Source organism: Shewanella chilikensis (genome assembly GCF_002836945.1).
Taxonomy (GTDB): Bacteria; Pseudomonadota; Gammaproteobacteria; order Enterobacterales; family Shewanellaceae; genus Shewanella; species Shewanella chilikensis.
This window is the reverse complement of record NZ_NIJM01000056.1, coordinates 1-20412: the sequence shown is the minus strand read 5'-3', so window position 1 is coordinate 20412 and position 20412 is coordinate 1. Positions and strand designations below refer to the sequence as shown.

At 50.4% G+C, this 20412-nt stretch carries 22 protein-coding genes and 3 tRNA genes; 10 read left to right on the top strand and 15 right to left on the bottom strand.

Going from position 1 to position 20412, the window contains the following annotated elements; genetic code table 11:
- Window positions 1–66 precede the first annotated feature (66 nt).
- From CX651_RS16780 to CX651_RS16765, 4 genes are all read right to left on the bottom strand, one after another.
- A complete protein-coding gene (locus tag CX651_RS16780) occupies window positions 67–1257 on the bottom strand; it encodes a multidrug effflux MFS transporter (protein ID WP_101057021.1) in 1191 nt (396 codons plus the stop codon).
- Between the two features lie 167 nt (window positions 1258–1424).
- Window positions 1425–1763 (bottom strand): thioredoxin family protein, encoded by a 339-nt coding sequence (locus CX651_RS16775; RefSeq protein WP_101057019.1) that lies wholly within the window; start codon window positions 1761–1763, stop codon window positions 1425–1427.
- Between the two features lie 164 nt (window positions 1764–1927).
- The gene (locus CX651_RS16770; RefSeq protein ID WP_101057017.1) at window positions 1928–2503 is read right to left on the bottom strand and encodes a YceI family protein; all 576 of its coding nucleotides are present in this window, start codon (window positions 2501–2503) and stop codon (window positions 1928–1930) included.
- Window positions 2504–2507: 4 nt separating this feature from the next.
- Complete coding sequence (locus CX651_RS16765) at window positions 2508–3056, bottom strand: cytochrome b (RefSeq protein ID WP_101057015.1); 549 nt, start codon at window positions 3054–3056, stop codon at window positions 2508–2510.
- Window positions 3057–3432: 376 nt separating this feature from the next.
- Between CX651_RS16765 and CX651_RS16760 the strand changes: the two genes are divergently transcribed.
- Together CX651_RS16760 and CX651_RS16755 are read left to right on the top strand one after the other, a co-directional pair.
- Window positions 3433–3508 (top strand) — tRNA-Phe (locus CX651_RS16760).
- Between the two features lie 7 nt (window positions 3509–3515).
- Window positions 3516–3591 (top strand) — tRNA-Thr (locus CX651_RS16755).
- A 275-nt stretch (window positions 3592–3866) separates the two neighbouring features.
- Here the strand turns inward: CX651_RS16755 and CX651_RS16750 are convergent.
- Window positions 3867–4997, bottom strand: coding sequence for a general secretion pathway protein GspB (locus CX651_RS16750; protein ID WP_101057013.1), 1131 nt, complete (start codon window positions 4995–4997; stop codon window positions 3867–3869).
- On the bottom strand, window positions 4997–6652 hold the full coding sequence (locus CX651_RS16745) for an ExeA family protein (protein ID WP_101057011.1): 1656 nt from the start codon (window positions 6650–6652) through the stop codon (window positions 4997–4999). Before CX651_RS16745 ends, CX651_RS16750 begins: the two co-directional genes overlap by 1 nt.
- 166 nt (window positions 6653–6818) lie before the next feature.
- Between CX651_RS16745 and CX651_RS16740 the strand changes: the two genes are divergently transcribed.
- Together CX651_RS16740 and CX651_RS16735 are read left to right on the top strand one after the other, a co-directional pair.
- The gene (locus CX651_RS16740) at window positions 6819–8060 is read left to right on the top strand and encodes a multifunctional CCA addition/repair protein (RefSeq protein ID WP_101057009.1); all 1242 of its coding nucleotides are present in this window, start codon (window positions 6819–6821) and stop codon (window positions 8058–8060) included.
- 227 nt (window positions 8061–8287) lie between these two features.
- Window positions 8288–8554: an Lpp/OprI family alanine-zipper lipoprotein gene (locus tag CX651_RS16735; protein WP_025010519.1), complete on the top strand. Its 267-nt coding sequence runs from the start codon at window positions 8288–8290 to the stop codon at window positions 8552–8554.
- 132 nt (window positions 8555–8686) lie between these two features.
- On the opposite strand, the gene CX651_RS16730 is transcribed toward CX651_RS16735, so the two are convergent.
- From CX651_RS16730 to folB, 4 genes are read right to left on the bottom strand one after another with little or no spacing between them, the layout of a single operon-like run.
- Window positions 8687–9496 carry a putative RNA methyltransferase gene (locus CX651_RS16730; RefSeq protein ID WP_101057007.1) on the bottom strand — a complete coding sequence of 270 codons (810 nt, stop codon included), beginning with the start codon at window positions 9494–9496 and terminating at the stop codon, window positions 8687–8689.
- 8 nt (window positions 9497–9504) lie between these two features.
- Window positions 9505–10305 carry an undecaprenyl-diphosphate phosphatase gene (locus CX651_RS16725; RefSeq protein ID WP_101057005.1) on the bottom strand — a complete coding sequence of 267 codons (801 nt, stop codon included), beginning with the start codon at window positions 10303–10305 and terminating at the stop codon, window positions 9505–9507.
- Between the two features lie 17 nt (window positions 10306–10322).
- Complete coding sequence (gene folK, locus CX651_RS16720) at window positions 10323–10820, bottom strand: 2-amino-4-hydroxy-6-hydroxymethyldihydropteridine diphosphokinase (RefSeq protein ID WP_101057003.1); 498 nt, start codon at window positions 10818–10820, stop codon at window positions 10323–10325.
- A gap of 7 nt (window positions 10821–10827) precedes the next feature.
- A complete protein-coding gene (gene folB / locus CX651_RS16715) occupies window positions 10828–11178 on the bottom strand; it encodes a dihydroneopterin aldolase (RefSeq protein ID WP_101057001.1) in 351 nt (116 codons plus the stop codon).
- 273 nt (window positions 11179–11451) lie between these two features.
- Between folB and plsY the strand changes: the two genes are divergently transcribed.
- Window positions 11452–12048 carry a glycerol-3-phosphate 1-O-acyltransferase PlsY gene (gene plsY, locus CX651_RS16710; protein ID WP_373296862.1) on the top strand — a complete coding sequence of 199 codons (597 nt, stop codon included), beginning with the start codon at window positions 11452–11454 and terminating at the stop codon, window positions 12046–12048.
- A 98-nt stretch (window positions 12049–12146) separates the two neighbouring features.
- On the opposite strand, the gene tsaD is transcribed toward plsY, so the two are convergent.
- Entirely contained in the window at window positions 12147–13163 is a 1017-nt protein-coding gene (gene tsaD, locus CX651_RS16705) for a tRNA (adenosine(37)-N6)-threonylcarbamoyltransferase complex transferase subunit TsaD (RefSeq protein WP_101056997.1), read from the bottom strand.
- 196 nt (window positions 13164–13359) lie between these two features.
- On the opposite strand from tsaD, the gene rpsU reads away from it, so the two are divergent.
- The 5 genes from rpsU (at window position 13360) to CX651_RS16680 (ending at window position 18071) form a co-directional block, all read left to right on the top strand.
- Window positions 13360–13575, top strand: coding sequence for a 30S ribosomal protein S21 (rpsU, locus tag CX651_RS16700; RefSeq protein WP_006080725.1), 216 nt, complete (start codon window positions 13360–13362; stop codon window positions 13573–13575).
- Between the two features lie 6 nt (window positions 13576–13581).
- Window positions 13582–14025, top strand: a complete 444-nt coding sequence (locus CX651_RS16695) for a GatB/YqeY domain-containing protein (protein WP_025010513.1) — start codon at window positions 13582–13584, stop codon at window positions 14023–14025.
- Between the two features lie 80 nt (window positions 14026–14105).
- Window positions 14106–15833, top strand: coding sequence for a DNA primase (gene dnaG / locus CX651_RS16690; RefSeq protein WP_039034928.1), 1728 nt, complete (start codon window positions 14106–14108; stop codon window positions 15831–15833).
- A 133-nt stretch (window positions 15834–15966) separates the two neighbouring features.
- Window positions 15967–17814, top strand: a complete 1848-nt coding sequence (gene rpoD, locus CX651_RS16685) for an RNA polymerase sigma factor RpoD (RefSeq protein WP_101056995.1) — start codon at window positions 15967–15969, stop codon at window positions 17812–17814.
- 180 nt (window positions 17815–17994) lie between these two features.
- Window positions 17995–18071 (top strand) — tRNA-Ile (locus CX651_RS16680).
- Window positions 18072–18488: 417 nt separating this feature from the next.
- Here CX651_RS16680 and CX651_RS16675 read toward each other — a convergent pair.
- The 4 genes from CX651_RS16675 to CX651_RS16660 form a co-directional block, all read right to left on the bottom strand.
- A complete protein-coding gene (locus CX651_RS16675) occupies window positions 18489–18869 on the bottom strand; it encodes a hypothetical protein (RefSeq protein ID WP_167398125.1) in 381 nt (126 codons plus the stop codon).
- A 106-nt stretch (window positions 18870–18975) separates the two neighbouring features.
- A complete protein-coding gene (locus CX651_RS16670; protein WP_101056991.1) occupies window positions 18976–19374 on the bottom strand; it encodes an SMI1/KNR4 family protein in 399 nt (132 codons plus the stop codon).
- A gap of 70 nt (window positions 19375–19444) precedes the next feature.
- A complete protein-coding gene (locus tag CX651_RS16665) occupies window positions 19445–19702 on the bottom strand; it encodes a hypothetical protein (RefSeq protein ID WP_101056989.1) in 258 nt (85 codons plus the stop codon).
- 134 nt (window positions 19703–19836) lie between these two features.
- A complete protein-coding gene (locus CX651_RS16660) occupies window positions 19837–20190 on the bottom strand; it encodes a hypothetical protein (RefSeq protein ID WP_101056987.1) in 354 nt (117 codons plus the stop codon).
- Between the last annotated feature and the right edge of the window lie 222 nt (window positions 20191–20412).

Sequence of the window (20412 nt, the reverse complement as noted above, 5' to 3'; positions counted from 1 at the left end):
GTGCCCGATCAGCAGCGAAAGCCACACCTGAGTAAGCTCAAATGTGGCCTGCAAGCTTATAAGAAGCTATTTGCTCTGCCGCCGCCCCAGCAGGATAAAGCCCGCAGCCAACAGGGAAGAGATAAGGATATACACGGCTATGGTGGCCGAGGTCCCGGGCGGGATCAGCTTTATCAGCACACTGACCATAAGGCTTAAGTACAGGCTTTCCAGCGCATAATAAAGCGCCGTTGCCAAACCCGCCGAAGCGGAGAAGGCGTGCAGCGCGCCGTTGGCCGAGACTGCGCAAGTCAAGGCAATATTGACTCCAATCAGGTACATGGGAAGCATAAAGCCCAGCAGGGTAACGCCAAAGAACCACTCGCACAGATAGAGGATAAGCCCACTGACAAATAGCCCCGCCAGCCCTCGAAACACTGTGCCGCTGATTCCCCAACGCCTAACCAAAGGCTTTACGAACCTGGTGGTCAGTATCATCACAATCGCCACCGAGCCGAACCAGAGGCTGAACTCGACTTTACTCAGGCTCAAGGTATCCATCAGCACCGAGGGAGAGGTGGAAAAGTAGGCGAAGAAGGTTCCCATTGCCGTTGCATAAGCCAAGGTATAACCGATAAAAGTCTTGGACCCCAGGATGATGAACAAGCTATTGAAACGAAACGGCTGGGTGTTGGCCGGCCGGGTTTCTGGCCATTTAAACACTGTGTGCACGGCAACCACGGCAGCAAATATTCCCAGGAAGTAAAATATGCCCTGCCAATGCCACTGCTTTTCTATCAAGGCGCCCAGAAACGGAGCCACTGCCGGGACACAAGCTAACACTGAACCCATGATGGCATAAACGACTACGCCTTCTTCCCTTTCTGCAAATACATCTCTGACCGTGGCAAACGCCGCAACCAATAGCGCAGACGCGCTCAGCGACTGTAACAATCTCAGTCCCAGAAAGTAATCAAAGTTCGGACTTAACGGAATAGCCAAGCTGGACAATGAGTACAAGACAGCGCCAATAACGACTATCGGCCTTCTGCCAAACTTGTCCGAGAGGGGGCCAAACAGCAATTGCCCAAGGCCTAGGAGTGCCATATACATGGTCAGCGTCAGCTGAACCTGCTCCCTTCCTACCTTGAAACTTGTGCCGATTTCATTCACTGCCGGAAGGTATAAGTCCATCCCCAGTGAAGCAAGCAGATCAAAAGGTACCAGAAGTACCAAAGAGTATAAGAATGAGTAATTCCAGATATTGTTTCTATTCATTTTTGCGTCCAATTATTGCTAAGAATCTATTCAAGCGATAATTGGACTGCCTTCACTGCTCTCTTCATAATCTAACCTCAATCCCAGGCGCAGGTGCGACTTGCGTTGAAACTATATTTAATAGCTTAATCAAACAAGCATCGAATACTGGCACATCATTGTTTGGGCTAAAACGACTCAAAACTGAGCCGATAGGGCCTGTCGATTGCCTCTCGCAGATCCGCCAGAGAAAATACCCGCTGCAACTCGGCAAACTTTTCGCCGTCAAAATAGACCTGCACCACGGGCAAACTAAAGATACTCATCTGGGCAGACAGCTGCTGGCCAGGGCCCTGACAATCGATATAGGCCGCCTGCAATAGTGGATACTCGTCGGCCAACATGGCGCTTATTCTGGGCTTCAACGCCTGACACACACCGCAATGCTCGCCGCCGAACAGCAGTAATACCGCGGGTTGGCTTTCGAGCAGTTGTTTAAGCTGCTCAAGGGTTTCGATATTCAACATGGTTTCAGCTCACAACTCACCGGCAGCCCAAGTACCCGGGCTCTATTGTTTATATTGGCGCTCATTGTGCCATATCGGCGCTGGCTTTCGGTGACTTTCGCAGCCAGTTTACAGGCCAAAAAGAAAAAGGCGCCGACGGCGCCTTCTGTAAAAACTATTGTGGATTACTGCTTAACCCCTTCAACCACCAGATCGAGTTTGACGTGAGTGGAAGCCGGGCCCAGATCGGTAGTAATCTTGTAATCCTTGAGGGCAAACTCGGTAGAGCCGATAAACCCGGCGCGGTAACCACCCCAAGGGTCCTGCCCTTCACCGATAGCCTTGGCATCTATGGTCAGCGGCTTGGTGACCCCATTGAGAGTAAAGTCACCGGTGATCGCCAATTCGCCATTCCCTTTGTCCTCCACCTTGGTGGACCTGAAGCTGGCCTTGGGATACTTGCCGGCATTGATGAAGTCGGCCGAACGCAGGTGCTTGTCCCGCTCGGCATGGTTTGAATCCAGGCTTTGGGTGTTGATGGTCACATTCACCTTGGCATCTGCCGGGTTGGCCTTGTCAAAGCTGAAGCTGCCTTCAAATTCATTGAAACGCCCGACTACAAAGCTGTAGCCAAGATGGTTGACTCTAAAGTTGATAGAGGCATGGGCGCCCTGGGTATCAATCACATAGTCGGCGGCATTCACGGCACAAGGCAATAACAGGGCGCTGCCAAGCAAACCGGCAAACAGGGTCTTTTTCATTTCGCTATCCTCTCTTGAGTTTAATCATCCTGATGAGTGTCTGATCTTTATCGATAAAATGGTGTTTCAGCGCCGCCAAGGCATGCAGCACCACCAGGGTTATCAAGCTATAGGCGGCGTATTTATGTATCGCCCCGGCGATATCGGCCTGATTGTTAAACAGCTCACCGACACCCGGCAGCTCAAACCACTCAAATACCGCGATACCCCGGCCATCGGCGGTGGAGATCAATATGCCGCTCAACATAATCAGCAGCAGCAACAGGTAGAGTCCCCAATGCGTCAAACGGGCCGCCTTCTGCAGTAAAGGCTTGTCCGGTATCGCCTGTGGCGAGGGGCTCAGCAGTTTCCACAACAATCTGACCAGGGTAAGCGCCAACAGCAAAATGCCGATACTCTTGTGCAGATGCGGCCCCTTCTGATACCAGGCACTGTAATAGGTCAAATCAACCATCCAGTAGCCGAGCCCAAACAGGCCTATCACGGCAATGGCCGATAACCAATGGTTTAAAATGCTGACAAGGCCGTAGCCCTGACGAGTGTTGGCAAGCATTTTCTATCCTTAAGCTAGGTCTTAAGCACATCATATGGAGGCTAAATGAAAACTAAAATCATTAAATATTGGCCATTTCTTTCGAAATTTTAGAAAGTAGGACAAAAGGTGGGCTTAAAGAGCCACAGTGATGCGGGTACCACGGCAGATGGCGGCGAAGATAGTTTGATGCAATAGGCGGCGTGCTGGCTTTTCAAGCGATATCAGTTTGATTTCAGCTCAAAAAGCCCAATTCTGAGCATTAACTGAGCGAACACAGGATTTATGCCGAAAAAGCACTTGCAGGAAAAAATTCAGAACTATATTATACGCGCACTCCGAACGACACGGGCCTTAACTCCCGGTTCGAAGTAGATGACTGACACTCAGTTCAGTTGCCCGAATAGCTCAGTTGGTAGAGCAGCGGATTGAAAATCCGCGTGTCCCTGGTTCGATTCCGGGTTCGGGCACCACAATTTAGCCGGCATAGCTCAGTTGGTAGAGCAACTGACTTGTAATCAGTAGGTCCCGAGTTCGACTCTTGGTGCCGGCACCATGAAACAGCAAAAACGCCACTCACTGAGTGGCGTTTTTGTTTCTGTAACTCTCTACCCGCCCAACTCCTTGTTGCTAATCGTTTATCTTCCCCATGTAGTCGTTATACATAGCTTAGAGCCATAGCTGCACCTGGTATTAAAGACCTGTTCAAACAAACATCATCCAGAGTGCTTGTTTGAACAGGCCCGACGGCGAAGATTAACTCTGGATGCAGAAGCTATCCGCCCTCGTGGCAGTTCGTTATCAAGTTCACCGCCAGTCTAAAAAACCAAGTCAAATAGCCGGTACCCGAAACCTCTGCCCTTGAATTTCCAGCACCACATCTCTTGGACGGATCTCAACAACCTTTAATATTCCTTTGATACTATCGCCCTCCTGCAATTCGGCACCGTCTACATTCAACCAACGCTTGGAAGGCTCAGAAGCGTATACATGGGCACTGATATCAAATTCAGGCACTTGCAGTTGCAGTCCGGCAGGCAAGCCGCCATAGGGAGGCACCTCTTCCTCAGTTTTGGGAATGGGGTCCAATTCAGGAGGTGATACAGGTTTTTCCGCCGAGTGCCGGTGCTCAACATCGGCTAATGCAGCCTGAAACTGAGCCACCAGTTCATCCTGACGGCGACTCTCGGCACTGGATAGCCCCACATCCTCAGCCGCATCATTGACCTGGCGCTTGAGAGATTCAAGCACCTCAAGCCCACGGCGATTGGGGTTAGCTCCCAGAATAATAGGCTCCTCGTCCGTTGCCTGTATCGCTTGCCGCTGATTTGCAAAAGATGAACTGCCAGACTGAACTTGCTCAAACTGCAGCTCTTTGGCCGCTTCGGCCACACTGGCAGCCAGCGTATCATTATTACTAAGCTCAGTATTCGCCAAAGTCTGACTCTGATTAGCGGCAATATTTGCTTCGCGTCTTTGGTTTAGATTTGTGCTACTCACAGCTTGAGCATTTTGAGGCTGTGTGGTCTGCGGCTGTATAGTTTGCAATTGGGTTAGTTGAGATTGAACCACTTGAGCCTGAGGTATAGGTTGAGCCAAAGGCAAGGCAACCTTTCCGGCTAAACGCACCTCAGCAGCCCCCTGTTCAGCCACCTCAGCGGCTTGAGTCGGTTGCTTATATCCTTGAGACTCATCTTGTTGCCTGACTTGTTGCTGCGAGGCTTGCGCCTCAACTGAAGATGTCTCGGGAGCCGGAGTCTTCTTGCTGTTATCCAACATGTGCCATCCCCAGGCCAGGGCTCCTCCTGCCAGCACAGCAACTACCAATACTGCCAGCGGCTTGAAATAGGCTCCGCCGGATGAAGGCTGACGATATTGCGCCCTGGGGGTCAACACAGGATCCAGCTGCTCTCCCATTTCCTGTTGTTTGGCCCGGGTCACAGCATCAAGAAGAATAGACATCAGCTCTCTCCCCCCGCATGCAATCTGGGGCCTTGATGGCTCAGATACAGATTAAGCTGAACCAAAGTCTGGCTACCGGCAATACCGTCCGGCTTCAAACCATGGCGGCGTTGAAACTGTTGCAGCGACTGCTCCAGCTCGCTGTCGAAATAGCTCATTAATCTGGCTTGGCGACCATCTACCTGCGCCAGAGTATTTTCCAGCCATTGCACTTGGGCCAAGCCGGCACTGGGGCCTATCGCCTTGAGCGGATCTTTGGGGGCATCCCAGATGATTTCAAAAGTGCCGCTGAAATGACGATTGAACCAATCAATACTGACCCAGAGTTGCTGTTCATTGAGTTGCAGCAGCAACTGTTCACCATCTTTAGTAACCAAAGTGCCATAGAAAGGTTGCTGTTGTTCATCTTCCAGATAGACCACAGCCGGATAATTGAGCCGTAGTAAGGAGTTGAGATTACCCTGCTGCTGATAACAGGCTAGCCCCTGCTGCTCGGCGGCCTGACAAGCGCTGATGCCTGAATATGGCACCTTGTCCCAAAGCGCAAACAGCGCCGCGAAGGCGGTATCTATATTGCGGCTCTGATCTATGGCTTGCGTCAGGATCCGTTGCGCCCGGTTGACTGCGGCCTTGTCTGCGCCAGCTTGATTGACAGAAAGATTGTTCACAGATGCTTTATTAGCGGAAACCTGAGTCTGCTTGGCATCTATCCCTGAATGAAGTTGGCGCCCGGACTGATCTTGGGCCACTGCCTGTTCCGGCTGCGCCAGGAAATAGTAACCACCGGCAAATGCCAAAAGCAGCATAGCGGCAGCAGAAGCTGGTAACCAATAATTACGTTGTTTGATTTTCTCTCCCAGCACCTCTTCAGCGGCAGAGGCCACCATCTTGGCATCAATAGGGGTTCGCGACTGACCATAACCGGCCATCAGGGCTCGCTCACACAAGAGGTTGATAAGCCTTGGAATACCACCACTGAATTTATGCAGCGCTCGAATCGCGCCTCGGTTGAACAAGGGTTCGCTACGTCCGGCAACCTGCAACCTGTGCTGCACATAGAAACCCACTTCCTCTTCGGTGAGCGGCAACAGATGGTACCGGGCGGTTATTCGCTGTGCCAGTTGCCGCAACTCCTGGCGCTTGAGCAGTTGCTGCAGCTCGGGCTGACCTATGAGGATCACCTGCAACAATTTACGAGTATCAGTTTCCAGATTGGTAAGCAGGCGCAGTTGTTCAAGCACTTCGGCCCGCAGATGTTGGGCCTCATCGATTATCAATACTGTGTTGCGTCCGGCCTGATGGTTAGCCAGCAAAAAACCACTGATATGGTCGGTCAACTGCTTAAGGGTGGGTGCCTCACCATAAGGAATTTTCAATTCATCACAAAGAGTGGCCAGCAGCTCAAGCTCGGTCAGAGATGGATTGAGGATAAAAGCAGTATCGGTATTTTCCGGTAGTTGCCGCAATAAGCAGCGGGAAACCGTGGTTTTTCCTGTGCCCACTTCGCCCGTCAGCAGCACAAAGCCTCCCGTTTCCCCCAGACCATAGGTCAAATGCGCCAAGGCTTCCCTGTGTCTGTCACTGAGAAACAGGTAACTGGGATTAGGCGCAATTGAAAACGGGTTATCGTTCAGTCCATAAAAGGCCTTGTACATAGGCACTACCATCCTTCTTTGTTAGAGACAGCTCAGTTTAAGGCAAGGTCATAAATTGTAAAACCCCGGCCGCCATATATGTGATGCACAGGAAAATCCCCCACGGCCTGGTCTCATGTTATCCTGAGGCCAATACCAAAGCAGTCATTATAAGGAATTCACAAGCGTGCAGATTTATCTGGTTGGCGGTGCGGTACGCGACAAGCTATTGGGTTTGCCTGTCAAAGACAGGGATCATCTGGTCGTCGGAGCGACTCCGGAGCAGATGGTCTCACTGGGATACCGACAGGTGGGCAAGGATTTCCCTGTGTTTCTGCACCCAAAAACCCAGGAGGAATATGCCTTGGCAAGAACCGAGCGTAAGACGGGCTTGGGTTACGGCGGCTTCTCCTGCTATGCGGCGCCCGATGTTACCCTGGAAGAGGATCTGTTGCGACGGGACTTAACCATTAATGCCATAGCCCAAAGTGAAGATGGCGAGCTGCATGACCCTTACGATGGCCAAAAGGATATTGCAGCCCGGGTGCTGAGGCATGTTTCTCCTGCCTTTATTGAAGACCCGTTGCGGGTACTCAGAGTAGCCAGATTTGCCGCCCGCTTTGCACCTCAAGGTTTCAGTATCGCCCCGGAAACCCTGGCTCTGATGCAGGAAATTGCCACTGGCCCCGAGCTTAGCGCGCTGACGCCGGAGCGGGTCTGGCAGGAACTGGATAAGGTGCTCGGCTGCGAACAGCCCCAAGTGTTTTTTGAAGTACTGCGCCAGGTTAACGCCTTACAAGCACTGATGCCGGAAATCGATGCCCTGTTCGGCGTACCACAACCGGCCAAGTGGCATCCTGAAATCGATAGCGGCATTCACACACTAATGGTATTGGAGCAAGCCGCAAGACTGACCCAGGACAAAGCGGTGCGCTTTGCCGCGCTGGTACACGATCTCGGTAAGGCTTTGACCCCGGCCGACATCTTGCCCAAACATCACGGTCACGGCCAGAAAGGTCTGGCGCCTATCCGCAATCTGTGTGAGCGGCTGAGAGTGCCTTCCGAGTATCGGGATCTGGCGTTGCTGGTCAGCGATCAGCATCAAAATATTCATAATTTGATGGAGCTCAAGCCGGAAACCATAGTGAAAATCTTCGACAAAGCTGACTTCTGGCGTAAGCCAGAGCGCCTGGAGCAGTTGGCACTGGCCTGTGAGGCCGATGCCAAGGGCCGCACCGGACTTGAACAAACCCCCTACCCTCAGGCGCAGGCATTGAGGCAGTTGTTTGCTGTGGCATCGGCGATAGATGTCAAACCCATAGTGGCAGCAGGGCACAAAGGCCCGGCCATCAGGGAACAACTCGTACGACAGCGGATTGCCGCCGTACGTCAAGAAAAGCAACTGTTACTGAATTCCGCCGTTTCCTGAGAGAAAGGCAAGATATTGACAGTGATAATTTCAGTTATGTTAAAAAAATAGCGAAAAAAACTGGCTATTTTCCCAAAGACTTGGCAATTCAATGAGTATTCGATAAGGTTAAGCGGCCTGTGCGTGAATATTCGTAGCAAAATAAATTGACTATGACATAATTAGGCGGTGTCGGCTGTTTTACAGTCGAGCCATTAAAAATCCAACCTATCTAAAGGGATTTCTTCATGAACAAAAAAGTACTGATGATTGCTGGCGTAGCAATGACTGCTCTGCTGGGCGGCTGTGCCAACACCACTGCTCTGGAAGAAAGCGTTGCTAACCTGGGCAACAAAGTTGATCAATTATCAGCCGAAGTTAGCTCTCTGAAAGCAGAGCAAGGCAAACTGTCTGCTGACGTTAAAGATGCCAAAGCTGCTGCTATGGACGCTCAGTCTGAAGCTAAGCGTGCTAACGACCGCTTGGACAACGTTGCTTCTCGTTACAAGAAGTAATTCAGTCCCGGATCGGCAACACCAAGGTGTTGCCGATTTGATTTATTCTCCAAGCTACAAGCTGTCCCCGTCAAAACTTACCGACATTCCCAATCAATCTTCACTTTCCAGCCCGAAACCCCAGGTTCAGACTCAGTTTCGTTTGATCACCAACAAACGGTAATCCAGCTCCAGCCCTTCAATGGCCCGTCCTGCAATCGAGCGCTTCTGCTTTTCACCGGCGCGCCAGGCATAGGGAGTGGTTTCCAGAAGCGTCAACGCCTGTTCACCACTGACATCCAGCGAAAAACTCAAGCTCTCGGTTTCCAGCACAGTCAACTCCGCCGGCAGGCTGATGCTGAACTCCCGCAGCTTAAGGTCAGCACTCAATTGCTCACGCAACTGCCATAAGTGTCTGGGCCCGGGTGCCAACATCACAAGATGTGCCCCCGGCTTCATCACCCTGGGGATCTCCTTGCCCTTGAGCTGTCCATCAAGCAAAGTCACCAGTGAAAACTGCGCGTCTTCAAAGGGTAAGCGTTTGGCAACACTGAGAAATACCTGCGCCTCAGGCATTGCCTTGGCCGCGGCGAAGGCGGCATTTTGCGCATCACTGATTAGCAAGCGTTGCAGCCCATCCGGCAGTTGCAGCATCTGCTGCAAGGCGCCATCTCCAGCGTTGGGGTCAAGCAAGGCATCACAGTTTTCAGCAAGCCTGGCCAGCTTGAGATTGAGCGCCTGATGCAAAGGCGCCATCAACTCAGACTGCAGCAAAAAACGCCGGGCCCGCAGCGCCTGACGCGACAAGGCGTGCACCGCCGCGCTCTTGGGCTTGGCCAGCAACCAATAGCCATCCTCCTGGCGATCGAAGTGATGCTTGTTGGCGCAGTAAAAACCTCTGGATGCCTGATGTTGCCTGAGCTCACTCTGGCAAACCGGGCACTGAAATTGCACTGAATTCATCTAGGGCCTCACAGAAAGATAAAGCCGCACAGGAGTGCGCCGAGCGCCAAACGATAGATCACGAAAGGCAGCATGCCCATCTTGCTGATAATCTTCAAAAACAAGTGAATACAGGTGAAGGCCGCTATAAAAGAAAGCACTACCCCCAAAATCAACGCCTGCCAGTCAATCACATGCCCACCTTCGAGCAGATCTTTGCCCATCAGCAGCGCAGCCCCCAGGATCACTGGAATCGACATCAAAAAAGAGAAACGCGCCGCCGCCTCGCGATTAAGCCCCAGCATCAAGGCCGCCGTCATGGTGATCCCCGAGCGACTGGTGCCGGGAATAAGCGCCAGTGCCTGGGCAAAACCTATCATCAATGCCTTGCGCCAACCTGTTTGATACTCACTAAGCTCAAGCCGCGCCATCTTATCTGACCACCAGAGCAGCAAACCGAATACCACAGTAGTGATAGCGATAACGCCCGGGCCCCGCAGATAAGTTTCAACCAGATCTTTGGCCATAAAACCAAAGATGACTGCAGGTATAGTAGCCAGAATAATCCACCAGGCCAGTTTACTCTCGGCGCTGTGATTACCCTTGAATATGCTGCCAAACCAGGCGTTCAGCATAGCGATGATTTCAGCGCGGAAGTAAAGTACCACAGCGAGCAGTGAACCTATGTGCACCGCCACATCAAAGGCCAGTCCTTGATCTTCCCAGCCAAGTAACTGAGAGGGCAAAATAAGATGCGCCGAGCTGGAAATAGGCAAAAATTCAGTCAGGCCCTGGATCAGGGCAAGGATAATGACCTGTAATGTGTCCATAATTGTCCTTTAAAAAATCAGGCCGACAGGCCCCAATCGAAAGCGATAGGCCAGAGTTTCTGACTGGCCTTGTCATATTCCTGCCACAACTGCTGATAGCTGAGTTGTGCCAGAGGATGCTTGGTTTGCGGTGCCAACTCTGCCAGCGGCCAAAGCACAAAAGCATTGGTCAGGATCTCGGCTCTGGGTAAAACAATGGGCTGCTGACAGACCTTGTCATCGTAGAGCAGCAGATCCAGATCCAAGGTGCGCGGAGCAAATTTCTTTGCTCCCGGGAGCCGACCATGACGCAATTCTATCTGCTTGAAGCAGGCCACCACTTCGGCAATACCGAGCGAGGTATGAGCGCCCACCACCATATTGAGAAAGTTGCTGCCCTTGAATCCCACCGATTCACTCTCGTAAACCGATGACAACAGCAGCTCGCCAAAAGCAGCGTGCAGCTCTTTGATAGCTGCACGTAAATAATGTTCCGGGTCGATATTGCTACCCAGACTGATGTAGATATGTGCCATATTGCCGTTAGATACCACGCTCGATTTCAACACCGACCGCTTTGGCCGAAGGAACGGCGCCGGGCTTCATCACCCGCACCTTGACCCAAGGCACTGCAAACTCACTCATCAGACAGTGGGCTATCATTTCGGCCACGGTTTCAATCAGCTCAATAGGCTTTTCGGTAATCAAGGCAGTAAGGCGCTTGCTGACGGTTTCATAACAGAGCGCCTGGCTGTAATCATCACTGTCTGCGGCGGCTCTGTTATCCCAGGCCATATCCAGATCGATAAGCAGCGTCTGGTGCACCTGCTTTTCCCACTCATAGATCCCAATAACTGTCTCTATCTGTAATTCCCGTATCAGCACTCTGTCCATAAAATCCCCCTTAACAACTGCCGGGCCTGAGGTCAGATAAGCTAACGGCGATAAAACCGCTATAATCCGACGCGTTCCGGAGATATTCACTGTAGCCCCTTTCTACCTGGCCCGATCTTAAGTAGGATAAGGCATTGAAGGACAAGATGAACCCGAGATTTTAACCACCAGCAGGCGGTCAAGATTTTCACCTTGGGTTATCCGGGCAAGGGCTGCATTTTTCAGTGTGCGCGATAATACCTTAAGACGAGTAAGGAAACCAATTTGAGTACCATGGTACTGACCCCAATGATGATTGTGGCCGCTTACCTGCTCGGCTCTATCTCCAGCGCCGTGCTGGTATGCCGTCTCAAGGGCTTGCCGGACCCCAGAGGCAAGGGTTCGGGCAACCCGGGCGCAACCAATGTGCTGCGTATCGGCGGCACCTGGGCCGCCGCCATGGTGTTTTTCTTCGATATGCTCAAAGGAGCTCTGCCCGCTTATACCGCTTATCTGATGGGGATAGATGCCGTCTGGCTCGGAGTAATAGCCATTGCCGCCTGCCTGGGGCACATATACCCGATTTTCTTCGGTTTCAAAGGCGGCAAAGGCGTAGCCACAGCGCTCGGTGCCATGGCGCCCATAGGTGAAGGCTTGGCGCTGTGTTTGATGGGCACCTGGTTAGTGGTGGTTTTACTGACCCGCTACTCATCGCTGGCGGCTTTGGTTACCGCCCTGCTGGCACCTTTATATACCTGGTGGCTGGATGACAGATTTACCCTACCTGTGGCGATGCTATCGACTCTGATCATAGTGCGCCACAAGGATAATATTCGCCGCCTGCTCAAAGGAGAGGAGTCCAAAGTATCCCGCTCCAGGCGCACTAAATAGGGCCTGCAAGGTCACGGTTGTGAAGACAATATTAAAAACCCAAAAGGCGCCAGTGGCGCCTTTTGCTTTTCAGGTACTTTAAACTATATTGCCGGGTTTCAGGAAACCGCTTCCAACGTATCCAGCGGCCAACGCGGCTGCCCTTTTACCGCCAACGTCTCACGCTCGCCGGCTTTGAGGCGTTGCAAGCCCGCGTAGGCTATCATAGCGCCGTTATCTGTACAGAACTCACCTCTGGGATAGAAAACCTTGCCGCCTCGGCTCTGCATCAACTCGGCCAGTGAACTTCTCAGGCGGGTGTTGGCACTGACACCGCCGGCAATAACCAAGCGCTTAAAGCCGGTTTGCTCCAGTGCGCGGCGGCACTTGATAACCATGGTATCGACCACGGCTTCTTCAAAGGCCCTGGCGATATTGGCACGGGTCTGTTCATCATCCGGTTCGGCGGCTATGGTATTGGCGGCGTAGGTTTTCAACCCTGAGAAACTAAAATCCAACCCCGGTCTGTCCGTCATCGGCCGAGGAAACTTATAACCGGACTTTTCGCCCTTGGCGGCGAGTTTAGCCAGTCTTGGGCCACCAGGATAATCAAGCCCCATCAGTTTGGCGGTCTTGTCGAAGGCTTCACCGGCCGCATCGTCTATGGACTCACCCAGTACTTCGTAGCGACCTATGCCTTCTACCTTCACCAGCATGGAGTGACCTCCGGAAACCAAGAGCGCCACAAAGGGGAACTCAGGTGCATCCTCTTCCAACATGGGCGCCAGCAGATGTCCTTCCATATGATGAACACCTACTGCAGGCTTATTCCAGGCAAATGCCAAGGAGCGACCGACGCAAGCCCCCACCAAAAGCGCGCCAATCAGCCCAGGGCCCTTGGTGTAAGCGATACCGTCCAGATCTTCGATACGGGTATCGGCCTTGGCCAGTGCCTCACGGATCAGCGGTACTATTTTACGTACATGATCCCGTGATGCCAGCTCAGGCACCACGCCACCGTAGTCGGCATGTAACTTGACCTGACTGTAGAGTGCATGGGATAACAGCCCCTGCTCTTCGTCGTAAACCGCTATTCCTGTCTCATCACAGGATGTCTCAATACCTAAAACCCGCATCTATGAAATCTTTCCACCTGAAAAGGGGCGCCAATTCTACCCCTAACCAGGAGATTTCTCCAGTTGTAGGCTAAAGTGAATTTACTTTAGGGACTTTACATTCAGTGCCTGTCGGTTTAAAATTCCGCACCATTTTAAATCCACTTGGGTCAAGTGATTGACTCAATACAAACTTACACCTAAGGGGTGATGGCGTATGCCAATTATTAAAGTACGTGAAAACGAACCATTCGACGTAGCTCTGCGTCGTTTCAAGCGCTCTTGTGAAAAAGCCGGTATCCTGGCCGACGTGCGTGCTCGTGAATTCTACGAGAAGCCAACTACTGCTCGTAAGCGTGCAAAAGCTGCTGCAGTTAAGCGTCTGGCCAAGAAGCTTTCTCGCGAAAACGCACGTCGCGTACGTTTATACTAATTCCTTATGAGCCTGATAGATAAGCTAAAAGACCAAATGAAACAAGCCTTGGTGGCCAAAGAGAAGGTCCGCCTGGGTACGATTCGTATGGCATTAGCTGCCATCAAACAGATTGAAGTGGATACCCGCGAAACTCTGAATGATGAGCAGATAATAGCTGTCTTGACCAAAATGGTGAAACAACGCCGTGATGCCATTGCCCAATATGAGGCAGCGGGTCGTCCGGAGTTGGCAGAAGCCGAAGCAGCAGAGATTCAAGTTATTGAAACTTTCCTGCCACAGCCTCTGAGCGAAAGCGAAATCGCTGCGCTAATTGATGCTGCTATCCAGGATAGCGGCGCCAGCACCATGGCGGATATGGGCAAAGTAATGGGAGCGTTGAAATCCAAAGTTCAGGGTCGTGCAGACATGGGTGCCATCAGTGCCCAGATCCGTGCCAAACTGCAATAAGCGGGTTTCCACGTATGAACAAGCCGTGCATCTGCGCGGCTTGTTTGTTTACATCGGTCAAGGGTGCATGACTCAGTCTGATGGCTATACCTCGTGATTTTATCAATGAGCTGATTGCTCGCACAGACATAGTTGATCTTATTGATCACAAAGTACCCCTTAAAAAAGCGGGTAAGAATTATTCTGCCTGTTGCCCTTTCCACAGTGAAAAATCACCCTCTTTCACCGTCAGCAGAGACAAACAGTTTTACCATTGCTTCGGCTGTGGAGCCCATGGCAATGCCATCGACTTCATCATGGAGTATGACCGTCTCGAGTTCCTCGATGCTATTGAGGAGCTGGCAAGCCAACTGGGGTTGGAAGTGCCGCGGGAGAATAACCCCAACCGTCGTCGTGACGAAGGGCTCAGCCGCGATCTCTATCAGTTGATGGAAGAGGCCAACAGGTATTATCAAAGCCAGCTCAGACAACACCAGGACAAACAGAAGGTGTTGGACTATCTGGCCTTTCGTGGGTTATCAGACCAGGTCGTCGAACGCTTCGGCATAGGCTTTGCCCCCGATGGCTGGGACGGTTTACTGAGCCGTTACCGCTCGCAGCAAGAGTCGCAGGACAAGCTGTTGACTGCGGGGATGATCATCAGCAACGACAACGGTAAGCGTTATGACCGCTTCCGTGACAGACTGATGTTCCCGATCCGCGATAGGCGCGGCCGGGTGATAGCCTTTGGTGGCAGGGTATTGGGAGATGGTACCCCCAAGTACTTGAATTCTCCGGAAACGCCCATATTTCATAAGGGTAATGAGCTTTACGGTCTGTATGAGCTGAAACAAGCCCACAGAGAACCTCGGCAAGTGCTGATTGTCGAAGGTTATATGGACGTGGTAGCGCTGGCGCAATTTGGGGTCGATTATGCGGTAGCCTCACTGGGCACCTCAACCACGGCCGAACAGTTTCAGTTGTTGCTGCGCAGCGCCAAAGAAGTGGTTTGCTGTTATGACGGAGACAACGCGGGTAAAGAAGCAGCCTGGCGCGCACTGGAAACCGCCCTGCCACTGCTGAAGCCCGGCGATACAGTGCGCTTTATGTTTTTGCCCCAGGGGGAAGATCCCGACTCCATGGTGCGCAAGACAGGCAAAGAAGCCTTCGAAGCATTGATAGATGAAGCGCAAACACTGACAGGGTTTCTGTTCGATACCCTGACCACAAAATACGGGACAGACAAGGGCAACCTGGCCAAGCAAGCCATTGCTCTGATTGAAAAGATTCAAGACACTGTGCTGCAAAATCTATTGCTCGAAGACCTGTCACACAGGCTCGGCATGAACAGCGCAGATGATCTAAAGAAAAAGCTGGGATTCAAGAGCCCCCAAGGGGTGGCTTCTGCCCGGCATAAAGCGCTTAAGGGCCGGGGTACCCCGCTGCGACTCGCCGTCGCCTTGCTGGTACAACACCCACAGTTGGGGCTGAATTTGATCCCCCAACCGGCTCTTAAGCATTTGCAGATGGCCGGCATAGACTTGCTGGTCGAATTACTGGATTTGACTCGCGCCCAGAAGATGAACAGCGCACAACTACTTGAGCAATTCAGGGATACGGACGAATTTTCCGCCCTGAGAAAACTGGCCCAATGGGAGCATCAAGTGGCGGATGAAAACCTGGAGCAAGAGTTCAAAAAATCCCTGGTATGGCTGAATAATCAATACATTGAGCAACGTTACCAGGAATTAAGTCTGAAACAGACCCATACTAAAGAAGAGAAAATACAGCTTAAGAAGCTAATCGCAGCCATGAAAAGCTGCCAATAAGCTCTCTCAATTTATGGGTCCGGTCGCCGGACTAGCACAGGGATGCGCACATGGCTATAATTGACGATTTGTGCGGCAAGAGCCCCAGGCCGCTGCCCATCGTTGTAACAGTTACCCAACTTGGATGATATCTATGGATCAAACTCCGCAGTCGCAACTTAAACTGTTGCTCGCCAAAGGCAAAGAGCAAGGTTACCTAACCTATGCAGAAGTGAATGACCACTTGCCTGCAGATATGGTCGATTCTGACCAGATCGAAGATATTATCCAGATGATAAATGACATGGGTATCCGAGTGTTTGAAGAAGCACCGGATGTCGATGACATTATGATGTCGGAAGACAGCACGGATGAAGATGCCGCCGAGGAAGCAGCTGCTGCCCTCGCCTCTGTAGAGAGCGAGTTGGGCCGTACCACAGATCCTGTACGCATGTATATGCGTGAAATGGGAACAGTGGAACTGCTGACCCGCGAAGGTGAAATTCAGATCGCCAAGCGTATCGAAGAAGGCATCAACACGGTACAGAGCTCAGTCGCCGAGTACCCACAGGCAATCGCCATGATCCTCGAACAGTTTGATCAGTTCGAGGCCGAAGAGATCCGCCTGTCCGACATTATCTCTGGATTTGTCAATCCCGATGAAGACAATGTAGGCCCAAGCGCCACCCATATTGGCTCAGAGTTATCCGATGAAGATCTGGATGATGAAGATGATATGGACGACGATGATGACGATGACGACAGCGATTCCGAAGATGAAGGCTCAAAAGGTCCGGATCCGGAAGAGGCACGTGAGCGTTTTGGGCAACTACGCACCGTCTACGAAAACTCACTGAAACTCATCGAACTCAAGGGACGCGATCATCCCGAGTCAGTCGCCACCCTGTTTCACATTGGCGAGATTTTCAAAGAGTTCCGTCTGGTGCCCAAGCAGTTTGACCGTCTGGTCAAGAGCATGCGCAGCATGATGGACAAAGTTCGGGTTCAGGAACGCCTGATCCTCAAGCTTTGTGTTGAACAAGCCAAAATGCCGAAGAAGAACTTTGTTAAGCTCTTCACCGGCAACGAAACCGATATCAGCTGGTTCAACGCCGAGATGAACTCCGGCAAGCCATACGCCGAAGGCCTGAAAATGGTCGAGGAAGACGTGCTGCGCTGCCGCGCCAAGCTGGAAGCCATCGAAGCCGAAACCGGCCTGTCTATCGCCTCAATCAAAGACATCAACCGCCGCATGAGCATAGGTGAAGCCAAGGCTCGCCGTGCCAAGAAGGAAATGGTTGAAGCCAACTTGCGTCTGGTTATTTCTATCGCCAAGAAATACACCAACCGTGGCCTGCAGTTCCTGGATCTGATCCAGGAGGGCAACATAGGTCTGATGAAGGCTGTAGACAAGTTTGAATATCGTCGTGGTTATAAGTTCTCTACCTATGCTACCTGGTGGATCCGTCAGGCTATTACCCGTTCAATCGCGGACCAGGCCCGTACCATACGTATCCCGGTACACATGATAGAGACCATCAACAAGCTCAACCGTATCTCGCGGCAGATGCTGCAGGAAATGGGACGCGAGCCTTCTCCTGAAGAGCTGGCCGAGCGGATGATGATGCCGGAAGACAAGATCCGCAAAGTGCTGAAAATCGCCAAAGAGCCTATCTCCATGGAGACCCCTATCGGGGACGACGAAGATTCGCATCTGGGGGATTTCATCGAGGATACTACCCTCGAGTTGCCACTGGACAGCGCCACCAGCGAAAGCCTCAAGAGTGCCACTCATGAAGTGCTTGCTGGCCTGACGGCCCGTGAAGCCAAGGTCCTCAGAATGCGTTTTGGTATCGACATGAACACTGACCACACCCTAGAGGAAGTGGGCAAGCAGTTCGACGTTACCCGTGAACGTATTCGTCAGATTGAGGCCAAGGCACTGCGTAAGCTGCGTCACCCGAGCCGCTCGGAAATCCTCAAGTCTTTCTTGGACGAGTAAGCAAACTTTTGTACAAAAACCCCGCTACGCGGGGTTTTTTATTGTCTTTCAGCCTCAAGTCTGATTAACAGATAACCACTTGAAAGCAATGACATCAATAATGCGCAAAACACGGGTGACAAGCGCAATTAAACTTCGTATACTCTCTCCCGCTTCTGGTGATGACGATTGCCTTAAGCCGGCCCCTTAGCTCAGTTGGTTAGAGCACACGACTCATAATCGTTAGGTCCCCAGTTCGAGTCTGGGAGGGGCCACCACTTTTTCGAAGGCTTAGCTAATTCAATTTAGCTAAGCCTTTGTTGTTTTCGGATGTTTATTTTCAATCACTCAATTACCTAATTAAATGCCAAACAGCAAGTATTACCCAGTAGTGCATTTCGCTCTGTTACATAATCAAAGTTGCTAACCTTTTAGTCCAGCTCAACTGCCACACGACACGTTTTGCATTCTGGAAGCAAAGTTACAGTATCAGGCTAGAACTGATAAACCTGATGCTGATGAATGGTGCAAAATATCCTCTTTTACGTACTGGGTTCCATCTCTATACTCTTCCATTATCATCCGTCATGCTTGTGGTACATACAGCCATTTAGAACGAAGATAAATAATGTGGAGGAAGATGTCAGCGGAATTTCGACTGGAAGCGGCCCAGTATGTCCAGTAGGTTACAATCCTCATGTCTCATCAATTATCGCTTCCATGCTTAAGCTAAGCAAATTACCACCTTTCGCTTCAATATAACCACCATCAAGGTAATAGCAGAACAAGTCTGAATCACGCATTAGGTCGATAAAAACCGGGTTACCATTGTCAGTTCCGATCGTAATACAAGTGCTGCATTGCTCAATGGTTAAAGGAGAACTACCGGAAACTTCCAATTGAGTTTTTATGAAGGCATAAAGCTGATTAAAAGTATTAACTGTATTTTTATCTATCGTGATTTCATCTGCAAGCTCACTCTCTGAGAGTAAATAGAACTCACTTCCTCTGTAACAGACCGCTTCAGCCGTATCAATACTATTGAGCCATTCCGTATAATAACTTGGCAATATCACAATTACTCCCCTTCCAAAAAACAACATCCAAATAATGCAAACAAATAACTTTACCGAACGAAATAAATTACGCGTTGCAATTCAAACTTAATGCCACAGCCAGTTCTTAAACATTTAACCTACTCTCTGGCGAAACTTGATCATTTATCAATTCAACAAGAGACTTGGCAACAAATTTGGCCTCATCCCAACCTAAATCGCCACTATTAGCGATGTAATAGCCAGAAATTTTTCCCTGTTCAATTTTTGCCACGCAAATATTACCATTCCCATCCATGCAAACAGGAATTGAGTTAGGCATATACTTCTTTAACTCGTATATATCCTCACCGAGTATTTCTATGATTGAGAAAAATTGCAGCTCTTTAAAACCAAAAAAGATGTCCGCCCCATTACTTTTCTGCCACCAATCATAAAACTCACTTGGCAAGCTAACACCAAAAGCCCCTTCAAGCTCTCTAATCGATTCTCTACTTACTCCCGGTGGTTTGTTTACGTATTCCATACCGTCCTTTATGCGTAACGCCGACAACAACTAATCGTAGCGAGGTTCACCCCAGAATGAGCAATACACCCTAGCCTTGCTCTTTGTGTTTTTTGCATATTTCATCAATCTCTTCCAGAACCAAGCCTAGAGAAGATTTTTGTTCATTTTTCTTGAGTTTTTCGGCCAATGCTTTCTGAAGCGTTAGCAGCTCCTCTTTTCTGCAACGCAAGTGCCAGATATCAGCCTTTGATGGTGCCCCCATTATTTTTGACTCTAGCAAGTTTGAAAGCTTAAAATTCCGGAGCAGAATCAGAGCACCTATTTGTGAAATACTTAAATCTACCATTTCGCCTCTTCAATAAAAATCAAGCCCCCTATTATAGAACGAAAAATTAATCTTCTTTCTATCTGCACTTGCATTGCAGATGTTTGATTAAACCGAACCTTTTCTAACATGACAGGAGGCTAACTACCTCGCCATTAAGGAAGGGAACTCAGGTTTTTCATCCCATTTTTTTGCTCTATAAAATACCTCAATGGACTTACCCTCAATTCTGTGATGATCAGAGAAACAAACCCAAAAGCACAGACTGCAATCATAAAAGCATGCAAAAAACTGATGAAAACTAAAGCTCCGTAAAGAGAAATAGAAAAAAGAAACGCGTAGATGATACCTAGAGGTAAATCTCTAGTACCAACATTATATTGGTCTTTTGCCAAATCATAGGTAACCGATACCGGATTGGTTAGGCCCCCCAAGCGAATTTTTATCGTATTCCCTTGAATCTTGATATTGTACCCTTTGCTTTCTAGTTCATTGGCCAGTTCATTCATCAAGAAACTCCTTTTCCCAATAAGGCATCAAAAAATCTAGCAACCCACTAAAAACAACTTATTTTTCGCTCAAGTATTGTTTGGTAATTGAGCATTCCCAGGTCGAAATCTAGTGTTCAACTATTGGTTAGATATACATTTTTCCTTTGAGTTCGGCGAAGACGTGTTAAGGAAGGTGCGAATAAGTCCGAGATGTGAGATCATCGTGTTGTAACCTGAACC

Excerpts from the sequence above, each read along its gene's own strand:
- CX651_RS16780 (WP_101057021.1), bottom strand. The coding sequence starts at position 1,257 with ATGAATAGAAACAATATCTGGAATTACTCATTCTTATACTCTTTGGTA.
- CX651_RS16775 (WP_101057019.1), bottom strand. The coding sequence starts at position 1,763 with ATGTTGAATATCGAAACCCTTGAGCAGCTTAAACAACTGCTCGAAAGC.
- CX651_RS16770 (WP_101057017.1), bottom strand. The coding sequence starts at position 2,503 with ATGAAAAAGACCCTGTTTGCCGGTTTGCTTGGCAGCGCCCTGTTATTG.
- CX651_RS16765 (WP_101057015.1), bottom strand. The coding sequence starts at position 3,056 with ATGCTTGCCAACACTCGTCAGGGCTACGGCCTTGTCAGCATTTTAAAC.
- CX651_RS16750 (WP_101057013.1), bottom strand. The coding sequence starts at position 4,997 with ATGTCTATTCTTCTTGATGCTGTGACCCGGGCCAAACAACAGGAAATG.
- CX651_RS16745 (WP_101057011.1), bottom strand. The coding sequence starts at position 6,652 with ATGTACAAGGCCTTTTATGGACTGAACGATAACCCGTTTTCAATTGCG.
- CX651_RS16735 (WP_025010519.1), top strand. The coding sequence starts at position 8,288 with ATGAACAAAAAAGTACTGATGATTGCTGGCGTAGCAATGACTGCTCTG.
- CX651_RS16730 (WP_101057007.1), bottom strand. The coding sequence starts at position 9,496 with ATGAATTCAGTGCAATTTCAGTGCCCGGTTTGCCAGAGTGAGCTCAGG.
- CX651_RS16725 (WP_101057005.1), bottom strand. The coding sequence starts at position 10,305 with ATGGACACATTACAGGTCATTATCCTTGCCCTGATCCAGGGCCTGACT.
- folK (WP_101057003.1), bottom strand. The coding sequence starts at position 10,820 with ATGGCACATATCTACATCAGTCTGGGTAGCAATATCGACCCGGAACAT.
- folB (WP_101057001.1), bottom strand. The coding sequence starts at position 11,178 with ATGGACAGAGTGCTGATACGGGAATTACAGATAGAGACAGTTATTGGG.
- plsY (WP_373296862.1), top strand. The coding sequence starts at position 11,452 with ATGGTACTGACCCCAATGATGATTGTGGCCGCTTACCTGCTCGGCTCT.
- tsaD (WP_101056997.1), bottom strand. The coding sequence starts at position 13,163 with ATGCGGGTTTTAGGTATTGAGACATCCTGTGATGAGACAGGAATAGCG.
- rpsU (WP_006080725.1), top strand. The coding sequence starts at position 13,360 with ATGCCAATTATTAAAGTACGTGAAAACGAACCATTCGACGTAGCTCTG.
- CX651_RS16695 (WP_025010513.1), top strand. The coding sequence starts at position 13,582 with ATGAGCCTGATAGATAAGCTAAAAGACCAAATGAAACAAGCCTTGGTG.
- dnaG (WP_039034928.1), top strand. The coding sequence starts at position 14,106 with ATGGCTATACCTCGTGATTTTATCAATGAGCTGATTGCTCGCACAGAC.
- rpoD (WP_101056995.1), top strand. The coding sequence starts at position 15,967 with ATGGATCAAACTCCGCAGTCGCAACTTAAACTGTTGCTCGCCAAAGGC.
- CX651_RS16670 (WP_101056991.1), bottom strand. The coding sequence starts at position 19,374 with ATGGAATACGTAAACAAACCACCGGGAGTAAGTAGAGAATCGATTAGA.
- CX651_RS16665 (WP_101056989.1), bottom strand. The coding sequence starts at position 19,702 with ATGGTAGATTTAAGTATTTCACAAATAGGTGCTCTGATTCTGCTCCGG.
- CX651_RS16660 (WP_101056987.1), bottom strand. The coding sequence starts at position 20,190 with ATGAATGAACTGGCCAATGAACTAGAAAGCAAAGGGTACAATATCAAG.